The organism is Thalassospira lohafexi (genome assembly GCF_002844275.1).
Taxonomy (GTDB): domain Bacteria; phylum Pseudomonadota; class Alphaproteobacteria; order Rhodospirillales; family Thalassospiraceae; genus Thalassospira; species Thalassospira lohafexi.
This window is the reverse complement of record NZ_NXGX01000001.1, coordinates 417,498-439,640: the sequence shown is the minus strand read 5'-3', so window position 1 is coordinate 439,640 and position 22,143 is coordinate 417,498. Positions and strand designations below refer to the sequence as shown.

24 protein-coding genes are annotated in these 22,143 nt (G+C 54.4%); 11 read left to right on the top strand and 13 right to left on the bottom strand.

The features are described 5' to 3' along the window. The first annotated feature begins 32 nt into the window (after positions 1–32). From COO92_RS02005 to COO92_RS01990, 4 genes are all read left to right on the top strand, one after another. Entirely contained in the window at positions 33–956 is a 924-nt protein-coding gene (locus COO92_RS02005) for a LysR substrate-binding domain-containing protein (RefSeq protein WP_101299446.1), read from the top strand. Positions 957–1,036: 80 nt separating this feature from the next. Continuing rightward, positions 1,037–2,032 carry a rhomboid family intramembrane serine protease gene (locus COO92_RS02000; protein ID WP_101299444.1) on the top strand — a complete coding sequence of 332 codons (996 nt, stop codon included), beginning with the start codon at positions 1,037–1,039 and terminating at the stop codon, positions 2,030–2,032. A 38-nt stretch (positions 2,033–2,070) separates the two neighbouring features. Continuing rightward, positions 2,071–3,111, top strand: coding sequence for a zinc-dependent alcohol dehydrogenase family protein (locus COO92_RS01995; RefSeq protein ID WP_101299442.1), 1,041 nt, complete (start codon positions 2,071–2,073; stop codon positions 3,109–3,111). A gap of 18 nt (positions 3,112–3,129) precedes the next feature. Continuing rightward, positions 3,130–3,645 (top strand): DUF2478 domain-containing protein, encoded by a 516-nt coding sequence (locus COO92_RS01990; RefSeq protein WP_101300009.1) that lies wholly within the window; start codon positions 3,130–3,132, stop codon positions 3,643–3,645. A 23-nt stretch (positions 3,646–3,668) separates the two neighbouring features. Here COO92_RS01990 and COO92_RS01985 read toward each other — a convergent pair whose 3' ends face one another. From COO92_RS01985 to rfaD, 10 genes are all read right to left on the bottom strand, one after another. Then, positions 3,669–4,406: a glutamine amidotransferase-related protein gene (locus COO92_RS01985; protein WP_101300007.1), complete on the bottom strand. Its 738-nt coding sequence runs from the start codon at positions 4,404–4,406 to the stop codon at positions 3,669–3,671. A gap of 142 nt (positions 4,407–4,548) precedes the next feature. Beyond that, a complete protein-coding gene (gene ychF, locus COO92_RS01980) occupies positions 4,549–5,652 on the bottom strand; it encodes a redox-regulated ATPase YchF (RefSeq protein ID WP_101299441.1) in 1,104 nt (367 codons plus the stop codon). 66 nt (positions 5,653–5,718) lie between these two features. Further along, the gene (gene pth, locus COO92_RS01975; RefSeq protein WP_101299440.1) at positions 5,719–6,492 is read right to left on the bottom strand and encodes an aminoacyl-tRNA hydrolase; all 774 of its coding nucleotides are present in this window, start codon (positions 6,490–6,492) and stop codon (positions 5,719–5,721) included. Positions 6,493–6,507: 15 nt separating this feature from the next. Further along, a complete protein-coding gene (locus COO92_RS01970) occupies positions 6,508–7,137 on the bottom strand; it encodes a 50S ribosomal protein L25/general stress protein Ctc (RefSeq protein WP_101299438.1) in 630 nt (209 codons plus the stop codon). Positions 7,138–7,258: 121 nt separating this feature from the next. Next, a complete protein-coding gene (locus COO92_RS01965; RefSeq protein WP_022731249.1) occupies positions 7,259–8,191 on the bottom strand; it encodes a ribose-phosphate pyrophosphokinase in 933 nt (310 codons plus the stop codon). Positions 8,192–8,493: 302 nt separating this feature from the next. Beyond that, entirely contained in the window at positions 8,494–9,510 is a 1,017-nt protein-coding gene (locus COO92_RS01960; RefSeq protein WP_101300005.1) for a hypothetical protein, read from the bottom strand. Positions 9,511–9,608: 98 nt separating this feature from the next. Then, complete coding sequence (pgeF, locus tag COO92_RS01955) at positions 9,609–10,430, bottom strand: peptidoglycan editing factor PgeF (RefSeq protein WP_101299435.1); 822 nt, start codon at positions 10,428–10,430, stop codon at positions 9,609–9,611. A gap of 59 nt (positions 10,431–10,489) precedes the next feature. Next, complete coding sequence (locus tag COO92_RS01950) at positions 10,490–11,617, bottom strand: class I SAM-dependent methyltransferase (RefSeq protein ID WP_101299433.1); 1,128 nt, start codon at positions 11,615–11,617, stop codon at positions 10,490–10,492. Further along, entirely contained in the window at positions 11,614–12,468 is an 855-nt protein-coding gene (lgt, locus tag COO92_RS01945) for a prolipoprotein diacylglyceryl transferase (RefSeq protein WP_206186339.1), read from the bottom strand. Before lgt ends, COO92_RS01950 begins: the two co-directional genes overlap by 4 nt. 110 nt (positions 12,469–12,578) lie before the next feature. Beyond that, complete coding sequence (rfaD, locus tag COO92_RS01940) at positions 12,579–13,565, bottom strand: ADP-glyceromanno-heptose 6-epimerase (RefSeq protein ID WP_101299429.1); 987 nt, start codon at positions 13,563–13,565, stop codon at positions 12,579–12,581. A gap of 203 nt (positions 13,566–13,768) precedes the next feature. On the opposite strand from rfaD, the gene COO92_RS01935 reads away from it, so the two are divergent. From COO92_RS01935 to COO92_RS01910, 6 genes are all read left to right on the top strand, one after another. Next, positions 13,769–14,083, top strand: a complete 315-nt coding sequence (locus COO92_RS01935) for an accessory factor UbiK family protein (RefSeq protein ID WP_022731243.1) — start codon at positions 13,769–13,771, stop codon at positions 14,081–14,083. A 201-nt stretch (positions 14,084–14,284) separates the two neighbouring features. Further along, the gene (locus tag COO92_RS01930) at positions 14,285–14,791 is read left to right on the top strand and encodes a type III secretion system chaperone family protein (protein ID WP_101299427.1); all 507 of its coding nucleotides are present in this window, start codon (positions 14,285–14,287) and stop codon (positions 14,789–14,791) included. Between the two features lie 360 nt (positions 14,792–15,151). Next, positions 15,152–15,967, top strand: a complete 816-nt coding sequence (proC, locus tag COO92_RS01925; protein ID WP_101299425.1) for a pyrroline-5-carboxylate reductase — start codon at positions 15,152–15,154, stop codon at positions 15,965–15,967. Between the two features lie 33 nt (positions 15,968–16,000). After that, positions 16,001–16,717 (top strand): TetR/AcrR family transcriptional regulator, encoded by a 717-nt coding sequence (locus tag COO92_RS01920; RefSeq protein ID WP_101299423.1) that lies wholly within the window; start codon positions 16,001–16,003, stop codon positions 16,715–16,717. Positions 16,718–16,917: 200 nt separating this feature from the next. Then, positions 16,918–17,370 carry a phasin family protein gene (locus tag COO92_RS01915; protein ID WP_022731238.1) on the top strand — a complete coding sequence of 151 codons (453 nt, stop codon included), beginning with the start codon at positions 16,918–16,920 and terminating at the stop codon, positions 17,368–17,370. 168 nt (positions 17,371–17,538) lie between these two features. Further along, positions 17,539–17,883, top strand: a complete 345-nt coding sequence (locus COO92_RS01910) for a tRNA-binding protein (protein WP_101299421.1) — start codon at positions 17,539–17,541, stop codon at positions 17,881–17,883. Positions 17,884–17,960: 77 nt separating this feature from the next. Here COO92_RS01910 and COO92_RS01905 read toward each other — a convergent pair whose 3' ends face one another. Next, complete coding sequence (locus COO92_RS01905) at positions 17,961–19,460, bottom strand: methyl-accepting chemotaxis protein (RefSeq protein WP_101299420.1); 1,500 nt, start codon at positions 19,458–19,460, stop codon at positions 17,961–17,963. A gap of 201 nt (positions 19,461–19,661) precedes the next feature. Continuing rightward, positions 19,662–20,438 carry a ferredoxin--NADP reductase gene (locus tag COO92_RS01900; RefSeq protein WP_101299418.1) on the bottom strand — a complete coding sequence of 259 codons (777 nt, stop codon included), beginning with the start codon at positions 20,436–20,438 and terminating at the stop codon, positions 19,662–19,664. 310 nt (positions 20,439–20,748) lie between these two features. Between COO92_RS01900 and COO92_RS01895 the strand changes: the two genes are divergently transcribed. Continuing rightward, positions 20,749–21,426: a GntR family transcriptional regulator gene (locus tag COO92_RS01895; RefSeq protein ID WP_240626284.1), complete on the top strand. Its 678-nt coding sequence runs from the start codon at positions 20,749–20,751 to the stop codon at positions 21,424–21,426. Here the strand turns inward: COO92_RS01895 and COO92_RS01890 are convergent. After that, complete coding sequence (locus tag COO92_RS01890; RefSeq protein WP_101299415.1) at positions 21,423–22,028, bottom strand: TetR/AcrR family transcriptional regulator; 606 nt, start codon at positions 22,026–22,028, stop codon at positions 21,423–21,425. The genes COO92_RS01895 and COO92_RS01890 overlap by 4 nt on opposite strands. Between the last annotated feature and the right edge of the window lie 115 nt (positions 22,029–22,143).

Genomic DNA, 22,143 nt, shown 5'->3' with positions numbered 1-22,143 from the left:
GATAAAACTTCGCTTGTTGATAGGAAAAATTAATGGCTGCCCAACCCAGCATCAAGCAGCTCAAATATCTTGTCGCTTTAGCCGAATGTGGCCATTTTGGCCGCGCTGCCGAGGCATGCTTTATCACCCAGCCGAGCCTTTCGGCCGCAATTAACGAGCTTGAAAACCTGCTCGGGGCACAGCTGGTTGAACGCAATAAGCGCCAGGTCCTCATCACGCCGCTGGGCGAAGATGTCGTTTCGCGGGCGCGAAGTATCCTCCATGAAGTCGATGAACTGACCACCATGGCACAGGCCGCGACCGAACCGCTTTCGGGTCCGATCCATATCGGGGTGATCCCGACAATTGGTCCGTATCTTTTGCCCGATGTGATGTCACAGTTAAAATCAGGCTTCCCCAAACTGCAGCCCTTCCTGCGCGAAGACCAGACATCCAAGCTGGTATCACTTCTGGCCGCGGGCAAACTTGATCTGGCGCTGATCGCGCTTCCGATCGAAGAAAACTGGCTGGAAGAATTTGATCTGTTTGAAGACCGGTTCGTCTTTGCGTGCAGTCCGGATAACCCGCTGACCAAAAAACGCCATATCGAGATCGCCGACATCAAGGACGAAAAGCTTTTATTGCTCGAAGACGGTCATTGCCTGCGCGATCAGGCGCTTGAGGTCTGCCAGAAAGCTGGCTGGAGCAAGTCTGCCGATTTTCAGGCCAACAGCCTGTCAACTCTGGTGCAAATGGTTGCTGCCGGTGTCGGAGCGACGCTTTTGCCTGAAATGTCGCTGGAAGTCGAAGCCCGCCGCCCGGATTCGCTAAAGATCATTCCATTTGAAAACCCGGTCCCCATTCGGCGCATCGGCATGGTCTGGCGCCGCAGTTCAGCCCGAAAGCGTGAATATCGTCAGTTGGCTGCCCACCTTCGTGATAGCCTGACCGCACAGAAACAGGCGAATGTCGCCTGATCTATTGGTCCATACGCCAAAACGGTTCGGGCCTAAAACGCAACCTTACGTAAACGTGCCACAGGATTAGTACCGAGCCGATGCTCCCGATCAAGGACGACAACCCGACCACGATAACGCCTTGGGTCACCTATGCCATCATTGCGCTTAATGTGGCTGTCTTCCTTGTCACCATATCACTTAGTCCAAAGGGCGCCACGCTGGCCACCTTGCAATACGGGGCCATTCCCGCCGTCCTGTTTGGCCATGCCGATCTGCCCCCGCAACTTGCTGCTTTCCCGCCCGGATATGAATTCCTATCGATTTTCACCTCCATGTTTATGCATGGCGGATGGATGCACATTGCGGGCAACATGCTGTATCTCTGGGTGTTTGGGAACAACGTCGAAGATGCCATGGGGCATTTCCGCTTCCTGATTTTCTATCTGCTGTGCGGGGTTGCCGCCGCCCTTGGGCACGGGTTGCTCGACACCCAGTCGCAAATTCCGATGATTGGTGCGTCGGGGGCGCTGGCCGGTGTCTTGGGGGCGTATTTTCTGCTCTATCCCAAGGCCCGCATTCTGGTCTGGTTCTTCTGGGTGTTCATTTTCTACGTCCCGGCCGTCTTTGTTCTCGGCTTCTGGTTCGTGACACAGGTCTTTAATTTCGGAAGCGGTGCTGGCGGCGGCATCGCGTGGGTTGCCCATATTGCGGGCTTCATTGCCGGGCTTGTCCTGATCCCTCTGTTCAAGCACCGCAACGTGCCGCTCTGGCATGATGGATCACATGCACCGGCATTTGGCGTTTATCGCCCGGGCCGTCCGGGGCGCAAGGCACGCGGCGCAAGTACCTCCGGGGCTGGCGTCCCACCATGGGCTGCGGCCTATGAGGCCGAACGTGCTGCCAAGCGTGCGGCGATGAAGCGCGACCGGCGCGGCCCATGGGGCAAGGAAACCCCGACCGGCGAAGACCGCGACACATCCCCATGGGGCCGCTATCAACCAACCGCCCCAAAACCAAAACCGGCCCCCAAGCCGGGCATTGGTGTGCCCAAAGTTGTCCGGTTGCATTCCGACCGCGACAAGGACGATACTTAGAAGATAACGTTCCGCTCGTTCACGCCGGGAGCCCCAAAATGCGCGCAGCCTATTTCACCGAGTACCAAGGCCCGATCAACATTCAGACCGTTGATGATCCCACCCCGTCCAATGATGGCGTTGTGATCAAGGTCGGCGCGACCGGATTATGCCGCAGTGACTGGCACGGCTGGATGGGCCATGATTCCGATGTACAGTTGCCCCATGTACCGGGCCATGAATTTGCCGGTACCATTGTCGGGGTTGGCAAGGACATCAAACGCTGGAAGGAAGGCGACCGGGTCACCGTGCCGTTCGTATCGGGATGCGGACATTGCCCTGAATGCCACAGCGGCAACCATCAGGTCTGCGACAACCAGTTCCAGCCGGGCTTTACCCATTGGGGCAGCTTTGCCGAGTATGTTGCCATCGACTATGCCGACACCAACCTGATTGCGCTTCCAGACGATATGGAATTCGCCACCGCGGCGAGCCTCGGCTGCCGCTTTGCCACCAGTTTCCGCGGCGTGATTGATCAGGGTAAAGTATCCGCCGGACAAGTGGTTGCCGTGCATGGTGCGGGCGGGGTCGGCTTATCGGCGATCATGATTGCCGCCGCCGCTGGGGCCTATGTCATTGCAGTTGATATTGACGACGCCAAACTTGAATTTGCCACGGAACTTGGCGCAAATGCCACGCTCAATGCCCGCACCGTTGGTGACATCCCAACCGCGATCAAGGACATCACGCGTGGTGGTGTGCATGTATCGGTTGATGCCCTTGGCAGTGAACAGACCTGCTTTAACTCGGTCGCCAGTTTGCGCAAACGCGGCAAACACATTCAGATCGGCCTTATGACCGGCGATCACGCCCACGCCAAAGTCCCGATGGACCGCGTTGTCGCCCATGAACTGGAAATTCTCGGCAGCCACGGCATGCAGGCGTTTCGCTATGACGCCATGCTCGACATGATCATGACCGGTAAACTCACCCCGCAAAAACTCATCGGCGACCGAGTCACACTGGCCGAAGGCGCAACGGCGCTTATGAACATGGACAGTTTCGTCGGAACCGGCGTCACCGTGATTGATCGGTTTTAAGGTCGGGACCTTATGAACATGCTCGCAGGTATCCCCTTTACCCCCAAAGACCGGATTGATGACCTTCTTGGCGGCATTACCAATCATCTTCTGACCGGTCATAAGTCCGTCGCTGGATATATCCAAAAACGCCATAAGGACCGCGATTGTGGCACCTTGGTCTATGTCCGCAACTTGCGGTCTGGCGCGGAAATGTCGATCACGAAAAACCGCGGAGCGATGGCAAAGGGCTGCAAGCTCGACGGCGATGCGCTATCGAGCTTGTCGGAACAACTCGCACAAGATATCGAAGACGGAAGTGATCTTTTGATCGTCGCGCGCTTTGGCCGAAGCGAGGCCGAAGGACGGGGGTTGCGCGATGTCATCTCACGCGCGATGGAACTTGAAATTCCTGTACTGGTCGGGGTGCGGGGTGAATATGCCGATGCATGGGATACCTTCCACGGCGGCATTGCCGACACACTCCCGCTCGACGAGAATGCCATTCTCACATGGCTAAACCACCATCAAACCGCTGTCGCAGAAAACGCCTGAGAGAAAATCAGGCGGTGAGATGCTCAGTCACCGCAACCGGCACGCATCGGTGCGCGGTCCGACACCAGCACCTTGGCGGCAAACCGTTCAAACCATGCGCCAAAATCTGCGTCATATTTCGCCCGGCCTGCGCGCTGCTCTTCGGGGCCTTGCCCGTTCGGGCGATCGGTCTTATCCCCCGCCCCTGACAGCCAGCGTTCGTGACTTTCATCATCGACTTCCGGGTGGAACTGAATGCCCCAGATGCGCCCATCAATATGATAGGCCTGATGGGGGAATGTTGGCCCGGTCGCCATCAATTCGGCACCGTCGGGCAAGCCGAAGCCTTCGCTGTGCCAGTGATAGACCATCATATTATCGGGAAATAAATCGCGCCCGGCCTCTGTCGCCTGAACCCGGTAATAGCCGATTTCCGTCAGGCCGTCGGGATGGGGGGCAACCGATGCGCCAAGGTGACGCGCCATCATCTGTGCACCCAGACAAATGCCCAGATACATTACATCACTGGCAACCACCTTGGGCAACCAGTCCATGATCGCACTGACATTGCCCAGATCATCCTCGTTGGCACTCATCGGGCCGCCAAACACAACAACAAGGTGGTAGCCGTCAAGATCATGGGGCAAGACATCACCTTCACCCGGACGACGAATATCGAACGTATAGCCATAGCGACGCATGACATCCCCAACCCGGCCCGGTTGACCGGTGGCGGAGTTGAAAACCAGAAGAATGCGTTTTGCCGGGCTTAGTTGGTTCATCGTGACCTCATTACTGCGTTCGCGAAGGGTGACCTTTTCGGGCCATTTTGACAACCCCTTCGCACCCGAACCGGCCCTGTCAGATACGAAAAGCCGCCGCAAATCTGCGACGGCTTTGAATTCGTTACGTTTAATATGCGTCTTAAACGTTAAATTTGAAATGGAAGATATCGCCGTCTTTAACGATGTAGGTCTTGCCTTCCTGACGCAGCTTACCGTTATCGCGCGCGCCAGCTTCACCGTTGAATGCGATGAAGTCGTCATAGGCGATGGTTTCGGCCTTGATGAAACCGCGTTCAAAATCGGTGTGAATGACGCCCGCCGCATTCGGCGCCGTCGCCCCTTTATACACCGTCCAGGCGCGTGCTTCTTTCGGACCGACCGTAAAGAAGGTCAAAAGATCAAGCAGCTTGTACCCTTCGCGGATACACCGCGTCAGACCGGTTTCCGAAAGGCCAAGACCTTCAAGGAATTCCTTTTTGTCTTCGGCACTGTCAAGCAAGGCGACTTCAGACTCGATTGCCGCTGAAATCACAACCGAACGTGCACCCTGTGCGGCGGCCATTTCGGCAACCTTGGCCGACAATTCATTACCGTCTGCGGCACTGTCTTCGTCAACATTGCACGCATAAAGGATCGGCTTGCTGGTCAGAAGCTGCAACATACGGAACGCTTTTTCTTCGTCCTCACCATCAATTTTGACGGTACGGGCTGGTTGGCCTTCGCGCAACGCGACCAAAGAACGCTCAATCAGCTCCATCGTCAAAACGGCTTCTTTTTCGTTCTGACGGGCTTTTTTCTGAAGGCCCGGAATACGTTTTTCCAGGCTTTCCATATCGGCGAGCATCAATTCGGTTTCGATGGTTTCCGCATCGCGTACCGGGTCAACCGACCCGTCAACATGGGTAATGTCGCCATCTTCGAAACAGCGCAGCACATGGACAATCGCATCGGTTTCGCGAATGTTGGCCAGAAACTGGTTGCCCAGCCCCTCGCCCTTGGACGCACCGCGCACCAGACCGGCAATATCGACAAACTCAAGCTGGGTCGGAATGATGGTTGCCGATTTGCCAATCGCCGCAATTTTATCAAGACGATCATCCGGAACGCTGACACGACCGGTATTGGGCTCAATCGTACAGAACGGGAAGTTTGCCGCCTCGGCCGCAGCCGTCTGGGTCAGGGCGTTAAAAAGGGTCGACTTACCAACATTTGGCATACCGACGATACCGCATTTGAATCCCATCTTTCCGGGCTCCGTAACTTGATTTGTTTCTATCAGGATCGGCTCGAATATGATCGAACCGAAAGACTATTTCTTTTTGCCAAACGCCTTGGCAAGGGCTTGCGCCATCGCATTTGCGGCATTGCTGACCGGGGTATCGGCCTTTTCAATGCGCACCTGTGCTGCGCCCGACAAATTGTTCATATCTTCGCCAGCCGGTTCTTGTTCGCTGGCCTCACCTTTGGCTTTGCTGGCCGCTGGTTTATCTTTCTTCGGCGCCTTTGGCTTTGGCGGTGACACGATGTTTGACACCTTGCTCATAAAGCCGCCGTCATCGCCCTTGGTCAGTCGGGCAAACTCGGCTGCCACCGCGTCAAGCAACGTCATCAGCCAGCCATCCTGTTCGGATTTGGAAAAATCCCCCAGAACATGGCCATGTACACGTGACTTTTCACCGGGATGTCCAATGCCCAACCGCACACGACGGTATTCTTTGCCACAATGGGCGTCGATGGATCGCAATCCGTTATGTCCGCCGTGGCCCCCGCCGCGTTTCACACGCAGCTTGCCCGGCGGCAGGTCCAGCTCATCATGCAGGACAATAACGTCTTCGACCGGAATCTTGTAAAAACGCAGCACTTCGCCAACGCTTTGCCCCGAAAGGTTCATGAAGGTTTCCGGTTTCAGAACCAGAACTTTCTGCCCGTTCAATTCACCTTCGGACAATTGCCCCTGAAACTTTTTGCGCCAGGGACCAAAAGAATGGCGGCGGACGAGTTCGTCCGCCGCCATGAAGCCGATATTGTGGCGATTGGCGGCATATCCCGATCCCGGGTTTCCCAGTCCAACCACCAAAAACATCTTAAGACCTCAATCTTATTCTTCGGTCGTTGCTTCTTCTTCGCCCTCGTCTGCGTCATCGGCATTATCTTCCGATTTCAGAGCGGACGGAGCAGCAACGGTCGCAACGGTAAAGTCACGGTCGGTAATCGTAAGCTCAACACCTTTTGGCAATTTGATTGCCGAGATGTGAATCGAGTCACCAACTTCAACACCCGAAAGGTCGAACACCAGCTCTTCCGGAATTGCGGAAGGCGCACAGATAACTTCGACGTCGTGACGAACGATATTGAGAACGCCACCGCGTTTCAGGCCCGGTGATTTCTCTTCGTTGATGAAGCGAACCGGAACTTCCACGTTCATGGTCTGGCCTTTTGCAAAGCGCAGGAAGTCAACATGGATCGGTGCGTCAGTCACTTTGTCGAACTGAACGTCGCGTGGCAGGACTTCGTATTTCTCTTTGCCGACGTTAACCGTCAGAATGTGAGAAAAGAAGCCAGGCTGATGCAGAAGCTTAATGAGCGGACGCGGGTCAATCTGGAACATAACAGGTTCTTGTTTTGCACCATAAATAACACCAGGGACCATACCGGCACGACGCACGGCACGGGCGGCCCCCTTTCCGGCCCGTTCACGGATTTCCGCAGTGATAACAGAGTTTGCCATCAGAAAATCTCCTTGAACTATAAAATTTGTTTACGCAGGTTGGTGTAAATCACCGCTGAAAGCCCACGAAAACAAGCGCGCTGGCCTCCAGGGGTGCCAGCGCGACGAGGGCCTTATACCCTCAATCGAAAAGAACGGAAACAGATTTTTCTTCCGAGATGCGACGAATGGCTTCTGCCATCAGCGGCGCAATCGGAAGCTGTCTGATTTTTGCGCAAGTCCGCACCGCATCCGATGCCTTGATCGAATCGGTCGTGACCACCTCGGACATCGGCGAATTGGCAATACGCTCAACTGCCGGGCCCGACAAAACACCATGCGAGACATAGGCCGCAACCGATGCCGCACCGCGTTCTTTCAATGCACCTGCCGCATTGCAAAGTGTACCGGCACTGTCCACGATATCGTCAACCAGAATGCAGGCTGCATCCTTAACATCACCGATAACATGCATGACTTCCGACACACCGGCCTGCGGGCGACGTTTATCAATGATCGCCAGTTCTGCATCAAGACGCTTTGCCACCGAACGTGCACGGGCAACACCGCCAACATCCGGGCTAACGATGACCAGTTTCTGGCCTTCGAACTTGTTGCGGATGTCGCTGGTCAGAACCGGAGACGCAAACAAGTTATCAAGCGGAATATCAAAGAAGCCCTGAATCTGACCGGCATGAAGGTCCATGGTCAGAACGCGGTCTGCACCGGCAACCGTAATCAGGTTGGCAACCAGTTTGGCCGAAATCGGGGTGCGGGGACCCGATTTGCGATCTTGCCTGGCATAGCCGAAATACGGCATGACGGCCGTGATGCGACGTGCAGACCCTCGACGCAGTGCGTCGATCACCACCAGAAGTTCCATCAGATTGTCGTTTGCGGGATAAGAGGTGCTCTGAATGACAAAAACGTCCTCACCGCGGACGTTTTCCTGAATTTCACACCAGATTTCTTCGTCGGAGAATCGCTTAACATCTGCGCGGGTAAGCGGCAGGTTCAGATGGTCAGCAATTGCCTCAGCCAACGGGTGGTTACTGTTACCAGCGAGGATCTTCATAGCGGGGCCTCGGATAATGGGTGCCGGGAAAGCGAAAAAACGAATTTGCGACTCCGCCCTGCACGAAGTGCCGGGATGGTTCCCTGCATGCCCTTGCCGCTCAAAGCCCCGGTTTTCAAGGTTTCCCCATCCGGCACAACGACACATTCACAACACTCAAAGACCACTGTTTGGCTACTCCGCATCTTGGCAGATCGCGGCGGCTTTATACCCATCCGTTAACAGTCTGTAAATGGGCCCAATGGCGAATAACGACAAGGCAGTCATGCATCCCCCCGCCACACCAATATGACAACAGCCCCCTAACGCGCTGATGCGGTCTTTTTAGGCGCACGCAACTGCCATTGCTTACGGCTGGCGATCTGGCCTAAAACACCTTCAAGGGATTCAACCGCCGCCTGTGCCGCAAGCGATGCAATCGTGCCCCAACGTTCATCAAGGCTACCGTGCGGAACCACATTGTTTTGCTTCATCTGGCCCAGTTCCGTGCCATCGACATCCATGATCACCCATTCGATCAACACCCGGTCCACTGGTGTGCGCGATTTGCTTTTATCAACCGGGGTGACTTGGGTGGTCGCCGACAGGATTACGCTATGATCCCCAATGTCGGTATTGTCGATCTCGATCCCTTTGGATTGCAAAAGTGCCCCGGCCGACCTTGCCAATGCGGTATTGCCATCCCCCGGTGCGCCTGCAAAATCAATCAGGGCGACTTTCATGACCGGGGCTGCGCGCAATGCGGTCCGATCCCCGGTGATCATAAAGGCAATCTTGTCGGCCGATTGGGTCACCAGCGCATCATAGGTTTCCGCTTGCGGGTCCTGCGTAATCCCGCCGAGATCGCGCACCTTGTCCACCAGTTCCTGCGGCACAGCAAGATCACTTTCCTCTGGCTCGGTCGGAACATCTGCAAACCATTGATCCGGGCTCAGTTGCCCCTTGGCCGATGTCGTGTCAATCGCCAGACCATCCGGACGCATCAGAACCCACGTAATATCAACTGATGCACCGGCATCAATCAGACTGGCCTGAACATTGGGGCGCAGGATGTAATCGCCGCCCTTGTCACTGTCGCTATAGGCCGGGATATCACGCGATCGCAATGCGCGCGCCATCGCCCGCGCCAGATGCTGCGATGCGCCTTCTGGCAAATCTTCGCCGCCTTCGACCCGCACGGTTTCGGTATCACGCAATTCCAGAAGCGACGGATCACCTTCACGCCCAGCACCCTGAAACGGGCGCGGCAAATCACCGCAGGCACCAAGCGGGATGATCGTGACAACAAAAAGAAGGAAAGTACGGAGGAACGATTTCATCAAAGCCACTTTGAAAATCACATCAAAGCGCAACCAACCATGGTTGCGATGATCATAAAGAAAAACAGCATAATCATATGTGGCATGGCGTATCCCCCTTACGCGTCTGACAACATGATCGCGGAAAGTTGCCGGCCATAATCAGGCTCCTTGCGAAGCGTCATCCGGCGGTAACTGTAAAACAGGTCTTCTTGCGCCAACGTGTCGCGCGCCACAAGTTCGACCTTGGCAATGCCGGTCGCAATCGTGCGGCGATGCACATATTCCGGCAAATCAAACATATAGTGTCCGGCGCGCGACGACGCATCAAAAAGGTCTTCGTTGCCTTCTGGTCCGCCAAGGATCGTATCGCGGAATGCGGCGTCCACCTCATAAGATGCGCGCGCGATACACGGACCAACAGCGGCAATAATGTTTTCGCGGCTCGCACCCAGCTTTTCCATCGCCGTCACTGTGGCTTCGGAAACCCCGCCATAAGACCCGCGCCATCCCGAATGACATGCGCCAATCACGCCAGCTTTGGGGTCATGAAACAAAACCGGCGTGCAATCAGCGGTCAGAATGCCCAGCATAATACCCGGACGGTCCGTCACCATCGCATCGGCCTTTGGCGCCTCGTCACGTGACAGCGCCCGATCCAGCACGGCAACATCCGTACCATGCACCTGATACACCGTTGTCAGGTCATCGGGTGTGACCGCAAATACCTTGGCGGCACGTGCGCGGTTTTCGGCGACCCGGTCCTTATCGTCATCGGAGCCAAATCCGACATTAAGCCCACCGTGAATGCCGTTGCTAACCCCGCCCTTGCGGCTGAAAAATCCGTGTCGCAGAACTGACGTCGCGCCAAGGTTTTCGGCCTCAAACCACTCAAGCCCGTTTACGGTGCGGGCGATGCCATGCGTTATCGGATGGGTCATTGGTGTGGTGTGCTCCGTGCTTACGTCATCATCAGTCGGCGTTTACGGGTTTAATCGGATTACCCTTCTACCCCGCTAGTGCAGGGAGGCGGTGTCGTCGTCGCACCATAGCCGATCAGTACTTTAAAAAGCGTTCCCATCTGATCGGGCGCAATCAACCGCGCAAGTGCCTGATCAATCGCCTTTGCCTGATCTTCGCTGGCATCGGTTTTTAAAAGTTCGGCACGCTGTTCAATGCCCAGCATCGCCAAAAACGTTCCTTGGGTTAATACCGCGCCGGTCCGCGCGCCTGCCTCAATCATCGCGCGCGAAATGGCGGCGAAATCAACATGGGCTGTCAAATCGACATCGCCCGGCTGGTTCAGAACCGGATGATATTCATGGGCCTTTACCGCCTGCAACGTATCGCCAAACGCACTATGGGGATAACCGTAATCGATAAACAATGCCGCCCCGCCGTTGTCATTTAAACGGCGGGCAATCTGATCGGCAATGGCAATAGCCGGGCCGCAGGACTCAAAAATATCACCCTTTTTCGCCGTCCCGCGCAGGGTCGCAGGCACCAGCGCATCGGCCACCGGCGTTTCGCGCCCGCGCACAAACCCAAGTTCACCACCCGCTGCATCAACCCCGACAAGCCGTTCGGCCCATCCGGTTTCCCCACGTTCAAACTGACGGATCGGCAGCGCGTCAAAGAACTCATTGCCAATGACAATCGTCGGCACACCGGCCCGACCGGGGATATCGTCAAACGCTTCGTGCCATGTTGCGGGAATGCCATATGGCATGATTGATGTTTGCTGATGGGTACGCAAAACCGGGCTGGTTTCAACAAACCGCACCGTGATCGCATCACTAAAGCCCGGCACATTACGCACCGCGCGCAGGGCATCAGACATCAAGGTTCCGCGCCCCGGTCCCAGTTCGACCAGATCGATTTTGGATGGGCCGCCCATCTGTTGCCAGCTCACCGCCGCCCAAAGACCAATCAATTCGCCAAACATCTGGCTGATTTCCGGCGCGGTGATAAAATCCCCAGCCCGACCAAACGGGTCCTGTTTGCGGTAATAGCCAAATTCAGGATGACCGAGGGCCTCACTCATGAAATCGGCAATCGTGATCGGCCCGGACAACGAAATCCGGCGTTTGATATGCTCAAGTAGTGGGTTAGCAGACGGTTCGGTCACGCGGTCTTTCCATCTTTGCTTTTGGGGTCATCCTTGGGATGGACGCGGGTTTCAATCGGCTTGCGCTTCAAGGCATATGCAATGACAGCCGCCCCGGCCAGAACCATCGGGATCGACAGCAACTGCCCCATCGTTGCCCCGCCCACCAGATAGCCAAGCTGCGCGTCGGGCTGACGGAAAAACTCGATAATGATCCGCGACAAACCATACCCGGCAACGAACGTCCCGCCGAGAATCCCCGGACGGTGGCGGACAAACGCACTGCGTGACAACACAAACAGAACAATAAACAGGATCAGCCCTTCAAGGGCGGCTTCATAAAGCTGGCTTGGATGGCGCGGCATCGGTCCGCCATTGGGAAACACCATGCCCCAAGGCGCATCGGTCGCACGGCCAAACAGCTCGCCATTGATGAAATTGGCAATCCGGCCAAAAAACAAGCCAATCGGTGTCGCCACCGCCGCAGCATCCAGAACCGCAAGGATCGAAATCCCGCGTTTGCGCGCAAACAGGATAATCGCAACAATCACGCCCATAAAGCCGCCATGGAATGCCATGCCGCCTTGCCAGACCTTCAGGATATTGGCCGGGTTATCGATGTAATAATCGAAATTGTAAAACAGCACATAGCCAATCCGCCCGCCAAGGATCACCCCAAGTGTGGCCCAGAACAGCAAATCATCAACATCGTTTTTGCTCATGATCTTTGGGGTTTTGGTGCAATAATACTCCACGTATTGCCACCCGATCAGAAGGCCAGCGATATAGGCCAGCGCATACCAGCGAATGGCAATCGGGCCGATGGAAATCGCAATCGGGTCTATTGCCGGAAAGGCAAGGCTGAGCATCAAAAAAACTCCGGTCCGAAACGGGGATTAAACAAAATGGCGTATCAGGATGTCACAAAGGATATGGGCAGCATCATGGCAGTCACCTTTCGGGCACCAAAACCCCCATTTGATCAGCGGAAAGGATCGTCTGTTGCCAGATAATCCTGCACATAGCACCGCACACCTTCTTCAAGCGACGTCATCTCCGCGTCATAGCCTGCTTGACGCAGCTTGGCCATGTTGGCCTCGGTGAAATACTGGTACTTGTCACGGATCGATTCTGGTGTTGGCACATATTTAATATTGGGCTCCTTGCCCATCGCATCAAACACCGAAAGTGCCAGATCCTTGAAACTGCGTGCCTTGCCGGTTCCGATGTTAAACAGGTCGCTAACATCGGGGTGGTCATAAAGCCACATGATGATATTGACCACATCACCGACCCAGACAAAATCACGCAACTGCCCGCCATCTTCATAATCGGGATGGTGCGATTTAAACAGGGTCGCGGTTTCCCCGGCTGACAGTTTGTCAAACATTTGGGAGACGACCGAACGCATCCCGCCCTTATGATATTCATTGGGGCCATAGACGTTGAAAAACTTCAATCCGGCCCACTGTTTGGGGCGGAAACCGTTTTGATCCAGAATGCGGCGGAACCGGCGATCGGTCGCGTGTTTCGACCAGCCATAAGCATTAAGTGGCGCCAGTTTCGCCATGTCGCCTTCGTTAAAGCTGTCATCAAAACCCTGCTTGCCATCGCCATATGTTGCCGCCGATGATGCATAAATCAGGCGCGCTGAATGGCGCGAACACCATTCCCAAAGCCATGTGGTCAGTTTCAGGTTGTTGGCAACGATCTTGTCCGCGTCGGTTTCCGTGGTCGCCGAAATCGCGCCCATGTGGAAAATCGCATCGACATCGCCCGAATGCTGTTCAAGAAATGCTGGCAGTTCATCGGGATGAATGATGTCACGCAAATTACGCTTGGCGATGTTTTTCCATTTGATGCCATCGCGCAGGCGATCCACGACAACAATGTCGGTTTCACCGCGGTCTTCAAGTGCGGCAACAATATTGGAACCAATAAATCCGGCACCACCGGTAACGATAAGCATGACGTTCTCCTGACGGGTATCGGGGCGTGCGCCCGTCCCATGAATTCTAATCTGACCACTTTATAGGACCGCCCCTGATCTGGAGCAAGAAAAGCCATTGAAAACGAGGATATTCTCACGCCGAAAGGACGATCAACTTGCCCCGCATCGCATAACCAACCATATTACGATCAACAACTTGATCGCAAACGCCGGAGACGAACATGCAAATCAATAACCGCATTCTCGATGACCTGACCCGTGTCACCAATTCTGCACTGGGCACCATGACCGGCGTCAAAGGCGAAGTCGACGCAATGATCCGTCAGCAGTTTGAGAAAATCCTGGTGAACATGGATCTGGTCACCCGCGAAGAATTCGACGTCGTGCATGATGTTGCCATTCGCGCGGCTGAGCGCATTGACGCGCTCGAAGCCAAAATTACCGATCTTGAAAAACGCCTTGCCGTTGCCGATGCACCCAAAAAACCGGCAGCAAAACGCACCAGCGCAAAAACAACTGCGAAAAAAGACGTATAACCGGGCTGCACTCCCCACATTAAGGTCAGATAACCGTCGTTCTTTGATCGGATAAGCCCCGTCTTACCCGGCCAATTGGGAACGCAGGACGACAATGACATGAAACTCATTGCAGTCCTGCGATTAAGGGCGGTTGAAACACGGCACGCCGCGGCATATAGTGCGCGCCCTTTCGCATATGCTTAAACAGGCTGGGTTTATATGAACGACCAACCCGACGATATTGGCGATATGGACGACGAAAATCCGTTGCTCCTTGTCGAAGATATCGCCCGCACCAACCAATGGCACCTGGAACGACGCAGCACCGATGAAGTGGTGGTCGAGATTCCGGGCCATTGGTGCACGTATCTGGTCTATTTCACCTGGCGTGACGATGCAGAAGCATTGCACATCGCATGTTGCTTTGACCTGTTCGTGCCCGAACCCTTGCGCCCGCGCATGTATGAACTGGTGACCAAATGTAACGAGCAACTCTGGATCGGGCATTTTGGTCTGTGGCTCGAAGAAAACATGCCGCTGTTTCGTCATACCCTGTTGTTTGGCGGCGACGTCCCCCCGATGGTCGAACAGTTCGAAGAAATGATCGACATCGCGGTATCGGAATGTGAACGGTTCTTCCCGGCATTTAATTTTGTGCTGGGCCAGGGAAAATCCCCCGACGAAGCGTTGATGCATTCCATGCTCGAACCGCTCGGACAGGCTTAACCGCCCAAATCCATCCTCCACCGATCACGCTATCAGGACGGCAACAGTGCCGTCCTTTTGCATATAACGGCCTATTGCAGCGCTTTTTTTTCGGTTTCACCATATGGTCGGCGAAACAAAACAAACGCCACCTTGGCACCGAAAGCAGATCATCGAACAAAATAAAATCCGGCAAAGACTGCCAATCACAGCCAAACGCCCCGCTGTGATGTGCATAACTATTTACAGCACGCCGATCTTCGCCACCTCTTGCCCTATGGCCTGACTTGACCCACCTTGAGAAGATCGCTACGGCATTGGATCACGACTGTTGAGTGCACCCCGCACAACAGTATCGGATGGATAAAGCGGAGCAATTTTATGAATACGCGTCTTTTGCTGGTCGGTTGCGGAAAGATGGGCAGTGCCATGCTCGAAGGCTGGCTTGCGCAAGGGCTTGTTGCCAGCAATGTCTATATTGTTGAGCAGACCGAAGCGGCCGAGAAACTCCAAACCAGCTACGGCATCAATGGCATCACCGATGTCAAAGACGTGCCCAAGGACTTTAGCCCGCAAGTCGTGCTGTTTGCCGTCAAACCACAGGTGCTGCCTGATGTGATTGATGCCTATAAGCCACTTGCACGTGCGGAAACCGTGTTTCTGTCGGTCGCAGCGGGCAAAACCATTGAATTCTTTGCCAGCCATCTGGGCGAAAACGCCCGCATTGTGCGCGCCATGCCCAACACACCAGCTGCGGTCTCGCGCGGCATGACCGTGATGTGCCCGACCGAAAATGTCAGCATCGCCCAGTGCAACATGTGCGAAACCCTGCTTAAAACCGTCGGCCTTGTGTCCTGGGTCGAGGATGAAAGCCTGATGGACGCGGTCACGGCCCTGTCGGGAAGTGGACCGGCCTATATCTTCCATCTGGTCGAAGCCATGGCACAGGCGGGTGAAACCGCGGGGCTTCCCGCAGAACAGGCAATGCTGCTTGCCCGTCAGACCGTGGTTGGTGCGGGCTTCCTGCTTGATAGCAGCGAAGAAACCGCAGAAACCCTGCGCCAGAATGTCACAAGCCCCGGCGGCACCACCGCGGCCGCCCTTAATGTTCTGATGGATCAAAAATCCGGATTGCCCGAACTGATGACTCGTGCGGTTGAAGCCGCCCGCAAACGCTCAGTCGAACTGGCGGGCTAAAACACCCCGCTCCCACCCAACAAGGAGACAGTCATGCCTGCGAAAAAGGATATCCCAAATGCCCTGATCACGGCCGCCATGAAACTGGCAGCCGATAAAAGCTGGCATGACGTCACCCTGATTGATATCGCCCAAGCGGCTGGCGTGACGGTTGCGGACTGTTACGATCATTGTCGTGGCAAGGGCGATATCCTTCGCAAATTCATCCATAGAATCGACCGCGACGTTCTCGCCGATCTCGATGCCGAAGATTTCAATGAACCCGGCCATGACCGGCTTATTGCGATTGTGATGGCGCGCTTTGATGCGCTGGCGGCCTATCGCCCTGCCCTGCGCTCGATCCTATGCGCGCGTGGTGATCTTGGTCCGGCAGATTCTTTGCGTGCCATTAAAACTCATTTCGGATCGATGCGCTGGATGCTGGACGCGGCAGGCTTTCGCACCGGCGGCCTTCATGGCAGCCTGCGCATTGCCGCGATGACCGGGATCTATGCCCGCTGCTTTAAGCTGTGGCTTGATGACACCAGTACCGACTTTGGCCCGACCATGGCCCTGCTTGATCGTGAATTGTCAAAGGCCGCAACATGGGACGCCCGGGTTGAAAAGGGCCTTGGCAAGGCGCATCGCCTGTGCGGCAAAATTTCAAAAAAATATCACCGCTTTGCAGCAAAAAAACATGGCTCATCCCAACAGGAAACCACGGCGCAAACGCCCGCACAGACCAGTGGATCTTCTGCAACAGCACCCTAAGTATCTGATCTGAAAATCAAAAGAGACATAGACACCCAGGGTTATGTTGCCAAGATAAAACACTAACCTTACGGTTTTTGTGCAGTGCAAAATAATCCTTGACGAAAGCGATCCGTTCCTTCATATTGCAGTTGAATTTGTGCGGCGCACAATAGCGCCTCATTCCATAAATGTTCAAATTTTTAGATGGAGTGCAAACCATGACCGCCGCAAAAAAGGCAACGAACCCGTTCTTTGATCTCGACTTCACCAAGTACACCGCGGACTTCAAAATTCCGGGTGTTGACGTGAACGAAATGATGGCTTTCCAGCGTAAAAACATGGAAGCCCTGACCAAAGCCAACAAGGTAGCCTTCGATGGTTTCCAGGCTGTTGCTCAGCGCCAGGGTGAAATCTTCAAGTCGCTGCTGGACAAAGTCCAGACGCAGGGCAAAGATTTCGCTGCTACATCCGCTGACGACCCGATGGCGTCTGCTGCAAAGCAGACCGAAGTCGCGAAAGCCGCATACGAAGAAGCACTTTCGAATGCCAAGGAACTGTCAGGTCTGGTAACCAAGTCCCAGGAAGAGGCACTTTCTCTTCTGCAGACTCGCTTTACCGATTCTCTCGACGAATTCAAAACCGTAATCGAAAAGAGTGCGGTCGCGAAGTAACAGCTTAACGCTTTACACTTCCCGTAATCTACTTGATGGCAGGATCTTATGGTCCTGCCATTTTTCTTATATTTTGCTCAAACTCCTGACTTTGCGCATCCTGTCGTTTTAGACTTATCAGTCCAACTCGATCTGATTAAGCTTTGGCCAAATGTAAGGAGCACTCCCATGAGCGAAATCAGTTTTGATGATTTTCTAAAAGTCGATATCCGCGTTGGCACCGTTATTGATGCACAAGACTTCCCCGAAGCCCGCCGCCCGGCCTTAAAACTGTGGGTGGATTTCGGCCCGGACATCGGCACAAAAAAAACATCGGCCCAGATCACCAAATATTACACCCCCGAAAAGCTGATCGGCCGTCAGGTCGCCGGTGTTGTCAACTTCCCCAAAAAACAGGTCGGACCATTCATGTCCGAATTTCTCTGTCTGGGCTTCCCCGACGGGCAAGATGACAAGGGCATTGTCCTGATCAACCCCGATCAGGAAGTCCCCAATGGATCACGGTTGTTCTAAAAAGCGCCCAATTTCCCAAAAAGAAAGACAGGCATCACGGGATGCCTGCCCCCCCCATATAACGCATCCAAAACCGACTAACGCGCCAAAACAGCTGACGCTTCTCGCACCCAGCCGATGACATCTCCAACCTGCCTTGAAACCTGCTGTGTTTTCGCGCTCAAATCGCAGGAGGCTTCAAGTGCTGTTTGTATGCCATGCATTTCGCTGCTCACTTGGCTTGTGATCCCGCTTTGTCTTTCAACGGACATCGACGCAACCGCAACGCTGCTGAGCATCGCCTTGAGGTCAGAGCGAATTCGACCCGATTTGAAGGTGTTTTCATCCACCCGGTCCTTAAGGATTTCCCCTTGTGCGGTCATCTGCTGACAGGCCGCATTCATTCGGACAGACAACTTAGCAAGCTCGTCCAGAAGATCGGCAAAGGCGGCGTCGCCACCCTTTCCATCCTGCTCAAGCGCTCCACGCTTCATTGTGCGCTCTTGCAATGTCTCAATTTGCCGGGCCACGTCGGAAAACTCACACGTGATTTCTTGGACGACATCAACAACGTCTTCCAGTGCCGCCGCCGCAACGGCCCCCTCCGTTGCGGTGTCAAAAACATGATCCGCGACGGAACGCAGCCCCCTCATTCTGTCAGATGTCTCTGCGGCACAGTTTACCAGTCGCCCGGCAACCATGCTGCTAACCTCAAGGTGAGCACGCGCCTGCGTGCATGAAAGATTATTTTCCTCGGAGTATTGATCAAGAACACCAAGACCGTGATCGACATCAAGCAAACTGGTATCAAGTGTCGCCTTAAGATCCGTAAGCATTCTGACTTGGTCGGTGATATCGACCGCGAACTTAACGATCTTGCAGACCGCCCCGTCCCCATCAAGAATGGGATTGTATGTCGCCTCGAACCAAACCTCAGACCCGTCTTTCGTAAAGCGTTTGAATTGGCGGGCCCGATGATTTCCATTACAGAGCGATCGCCAGAATGCTCGATAATCCGCACTTTTGGCGACTTTGGGACCAACGAACATACTGTGATGGCATCCCACAATCTCAGATAGCTGATAGCCCATCACGCAAAGGAAGTGATGGTTTGCCGTCAGGATATTACCGCCCAAATCAAATTCAACAACCGCGTGGCTGTGCTCGATCGCATTTACCTTGCCTCGCAAATCGACGAGTGTTTCCTGACGCTCGGTAACATCGGTCGCAAACTTTACAATCTTTACGACATCCCCCTTGGGGTTGCGCACAGGTGCATAAGTCGCCTCAATCCAAATGCGCTGACCGGTTTTCGTAATGCGTGGCAAAATCGCCTGCCTGGATTTACCCGCACGCAAGTCCGTCCAGCACATATCATGCTCTGGCCCTGTATTAACGTCATCGGGCAGAAACATTGATTGCTGTTTTCCAATGATTTCGGTGTCGCAGTACCCCATCAACGACAGAAAACGATCATTCGCGTGCAGGATTTTGCCCGTGACGTCGAACTCAACAATCGCAAACAATGCGTCAGAAACACTTGCTGCAACACGAAACGGGTCATAGGCCTGATCGACAGTCGACGTCATTGAATTCATGGGAAACTCCGGAACAACCGTTACACGACACTCTGGAAATATTAGTCATACCGAAAATACACATTATCCCATCCGCCAGACATCCCCATTTGGGGAGGTTCATATCCCTTTGTATAGATAATTATAGACCTATAAAACAAAAAGGGAGCACGGCGCTCACACACCATGCTCCCTTTTGAAGGACCCGCTTTAGAAACGGTTTTATTTCTCGACAAACGCCTTTTCGATCACGAAATGGCCTGGCTCATTCATGTTGCCTTCCTTGCCGCCCCACTCGACCAGCATCTCACGCGTGTCGGCAATCATTTCCGGATTGCCGCACAACATGAAGCGGTCATTTTCAAGGGATGGCTTGGGCAGGCCAAGATCGCTATACAGCTTGCCCGATTTCATCAGCTCGGTGATGCGGCCCTGATTTTTGAACTCTTCGCGGGTGACGGTCGGATAGTACAGAAGTTTGCTCTGAACGTCTTCGCCAAAGAATTCATTGTTGGGCAGTTCGCTGTGAATGAATTCCTGATAGGCCAGTTCACGCACTTCGCGGCACCCATGCACCAGAATGACCTTGTCATAGCGCTCATAGGTTTCGTAATCGCGGATCACGCTCATGAACGGTGCCAGACCGGTACCGGTCGACAGGAGCCACAGGTTTTTGCCCGGCAGCAAGTTGTCATGGATCAGGGTTCCGGTTGGCTTGCGCCCTACCAGGATCTTGTCACCCAGCTTGACGTGCTGCAAACGTGACGTCAGCGGTCCATCGGGCACCTTGATCGAAAAGAATTCAAGTTCCTCGTCATAGTTCGCACTGACCATCGAATAGGCGCGCAAAAGCGGCTTGCCTTCAACTTCAAGGCCAATCATCGCGAACTGACCATTGATGAACCGAAAGCCCGGATCACGCGTGGTTTTGAACGTGAAGAGAGTGTCCGTCCAGTGATGGACATAGGTGACGGTTTCTTCGTTAAAATTGCTGGCCATAACGCTGCATCAATCCGATTCGTCTAAAGATGTTTTCAGGGGCGCGGCGGGAATAAGGATGTATATCCCGGCAAAACGTCCATGCCAAGTTGGCGCGATTTAACATCACTTCACCGTATATCGCAAGAAAACAATCTCATTTTTTGTAATTTTTGTGTGAATTACACAAATTTATACAAAATATATGTAGAATATTGTCTGACAATCATGCACGATAGAGTGACCCGCCGCGATTGGCAACACGGCATTGCTGTGTGATACCCGATCAGAACCGGGCGAACAATGATCCACCGCAAACGGGTGATATATGATGAAAACTGCCGCAGAAAAACCCGACAACCTGACGGTTCAGCACATCACGGACGCCATCACCAATGCCATCCGCGAAGGCCGTCTGGCCCCCGGACAGCGGCTGACCGAAATCGACTTTGCCAAAAAACTGTCGGTCAGCCGCCCGTCTGTGCGCGAAGCCTTTCGTCAGTTGACCTCCGACGGCCTGCTGCTTTCCCAGCCATATCGCGGTGTCAGTGTGCGGCACATGACCCGGCGCGAAGTCGATGACCTGTTTACCGTTCGAAGCGCGCTGGAAGGGCTGGCCGTACGGTTGGCGACACCAATGCTGCACGCAGACATCAGCCCACTTGAAACCATCCAGGACCAGCTTGATCGCGCCGAGGCCGCCCGCGATCTCACCGCCATGTCGCGCCATAACCTTGCCTTTCACATGCTGTTTGCCGATATCAGCGGCAATGCCCTGCTATGCGAACAGCTGCGCCGGATCGCCAATAATGTCTATTGGCTGCAATTTCGTGTGCTTGTCGCCGACGAGAAGGTCTTGGCGACCAATGGCGCACACCGCGAAATCGTTGCCGCGATCAAACAAGGGGATGCCAAACGGGCCGAGTCTATCATGATCGATCACGTCGATCAGTCGCGCCAATTGGTGCAGGCCCTGCCCGACGATCATTTCAATGATCACGCGTCCTAAATACGGCTTTCTGGCGTTATCAGAACACCAGACGCAAGACATTCGAACGCCGCCACGACCTTGGGCAAGGTCGCTTCTGGAGTCTCACTTGCGGCCACCCAAAGTGCCGCATTAAGGGCAACACCATTCAGAAGCCGCGCGATGGCTTCAATATCAACAGGTTTGATCGCCTTCTCGGCAGCAAGGTCCTGCAAGGTCGCAATTGTTGCCTGAAGACATCGGTTCTGACTTGGCCATTGTGACGGATCGCCAAGCACCGCCGGACCATCAAGCAACACGATCCGCTGCACTTCGGGCTGAAGCGCCATCTCGATATAGGCCGCCCCTTCGGCCAGAAGACCTTTCCAACCACCTCCGGCTTTCTGACCCGCGTCATGTGCGCGTGTGGCCATAACGGTGTCGATCTCATCCACAACCGCCGCCATCAATCCCTTCTTGTCACCAAAGTTGTGATAAAGCGCACCGCGCGTCAAACCGACATCTGCTGTCAGATCGTCCATTGATGCACCGGAATAGCCTTTTTCCGCAAATGCCTTGCGGCCTGCGGCAATCAGTTTTGCACGCGTTTCCGCCATCTTAGCTGCGCGGGTTGTTGTCACCATGTCCCACCCCTTTCATATACGCATCGTATGCCATTGACGTACGCTTCGTATGTCATTAGTTAATATACGCATCGTATGTGAATACCCAAAACAATTCCACTCTTACCTGAATGAG

Bases quoted from the DNA above. Each gene is read 5' to 3' on its own strand.
- COO92_RS02000 (WP_101299444.1), top strand. From the start codon at position 1,037: ATGCTCCCGATCAAGGACGACAACCCGACCACGATAACGCCTTGGGTC.
- pth (WP_101299440.1), bottom strand. From the start codon at position 6,492: ATGTTTTTGGTGGTTGGACTGGGAAACCCGGGATCGGGATATGCCGCC.
- rfaD (WP_101299429.1), bottom strand. From the start codon at position 13,565: ATGCTTATCGTTACCGGTGGTGCCGGATTTATTGGTTCCAATATTGTT.
- COO92_RS01985 (WP_101300007.1), bottom strand. From the start codon at position 4,406: ATGAACCAACTAAGCCCGGCAAAACGCATTCTTCTGGTTTTCAACTCC.
- COO92_RS01900 (WP_101299418.1), bottom strand. From the start codon at position 20,438: ATGGCCAGCAATTTTAACGAAGAAACCGTCACCTATGTCCATCACTGG.
- COO92_RS01965 (WP_022731249.1), bottom strand. From the start codon at position 8,191: ATGAAGATCCTCGCTGGTAACAGTAACCACCCGTTGGCTGAGGCAATT.
- COO92_RS01990 (WP_101300009.1), top strand. From the start codon at position 3,130: ATGCTCGCAGGTATCCCCTTTACCCCCAAAGACCGGATTGATGACCTT.
- COO92_RS01970 (WP_101299438.1), bottom strand. From the start codon at position 7,137: ATGGCAAACTCTGTTATCACTGCGGAAATCCGTGAACGGGCCGGAAAG.
- pgeF (WP_101299435.1), bottom strand. From the start codon at position 10,430: ATGACCCATCCGATAACGCATGGCATCGCCCGCACCGTAAACGGGCTT.
- proC (WP_101299425.1), top strand. From the start codon at position 15,152: ATGAATACGCGTCTTTTGCTGGTCGGTTGCGGAAAGATGGGCAGTGCC.
- COO92_RS02005 (WP_101299446.1), top strand. From the start codon at position 33: ATGGCTGCCCAACCCAGCATCAAGCAGCTCAAATATCTTGTCGCTTTA.
- COO92_RS01930 (WP_101299427.1), top strand. From the start codon at position 14,285: ATGAACGACCAACCCGACGATATTGGCGATATGGACGACGAAAATCCG.
- COO92_RS01910 (WP_101299421.1), top strand. From the start codon at position 17,539: ATGAGCGAAATCAGTTTTGATGATTTTCTAAAAGTCGATATCCGCGTT.
- COO92_RS01890 (WP_101299415.1), bottom strand. From the start codon at position 22,028: ATGGTGACAACAACCCGCGCAGCTAAGATGGCGGAAACGCGTGCAAAA.
- COO92_RS01960 (WP_101300005.1), bottom strand. From the start codon at position 9,510: ATGAAATCGTTCCTCCGTACTTTCCTTCTTTTTGTTGTCACGATCATC.
- COO92_RS01895 (WP_240626284.1), top strand. From the start codon at position 20,749: ATGAAAACTGCCGCAGAAAAACCCGACAACCTGACGGTTCAGCACATC.
- ychF (WP_101299441.1), bottom strand. From the start codon at position 5,652: ATGGGATTCAAATGCGGTATCGTCGGTATGCCAAATGTTGGTAAGTCG.
- COO92_RS01905 (WP_101299420.1), bottom strand. From the start codon at position 19,460: ATGAATTCAATGACGTCGACTGTCGATCAGGCCTATGACCCGTTTCGT.
- COO92_RS01995 (WP_101299442.1), top strand. From the start codon at position 2,071: ATGCGCGCAGCCTATTTCACCGAGTACCAAGGCCCGATCAACATTCAG.
- COO92_RS01915 (WP_022731238.1), top strand. From the start codon at position 16,918: ATGACCGCCGCAAAAAAGGCAACGAACCCGTTCTTTGATCTCGACTTC.
- COO92_RS01935 (WP_022731243.1), top strand. From the start codon at position 13,769: ATGCAAATCAATAACCGCATTCTCGATGACCTGACCCGTGTCACCAAT.
- COO92_RS01920 (WP_101299423.1), top strand. From the start codon at position 16,001: ATGCCTGCGAAAAAGGATATCCCAAATGCCCTGATCACGGCCGCCATG.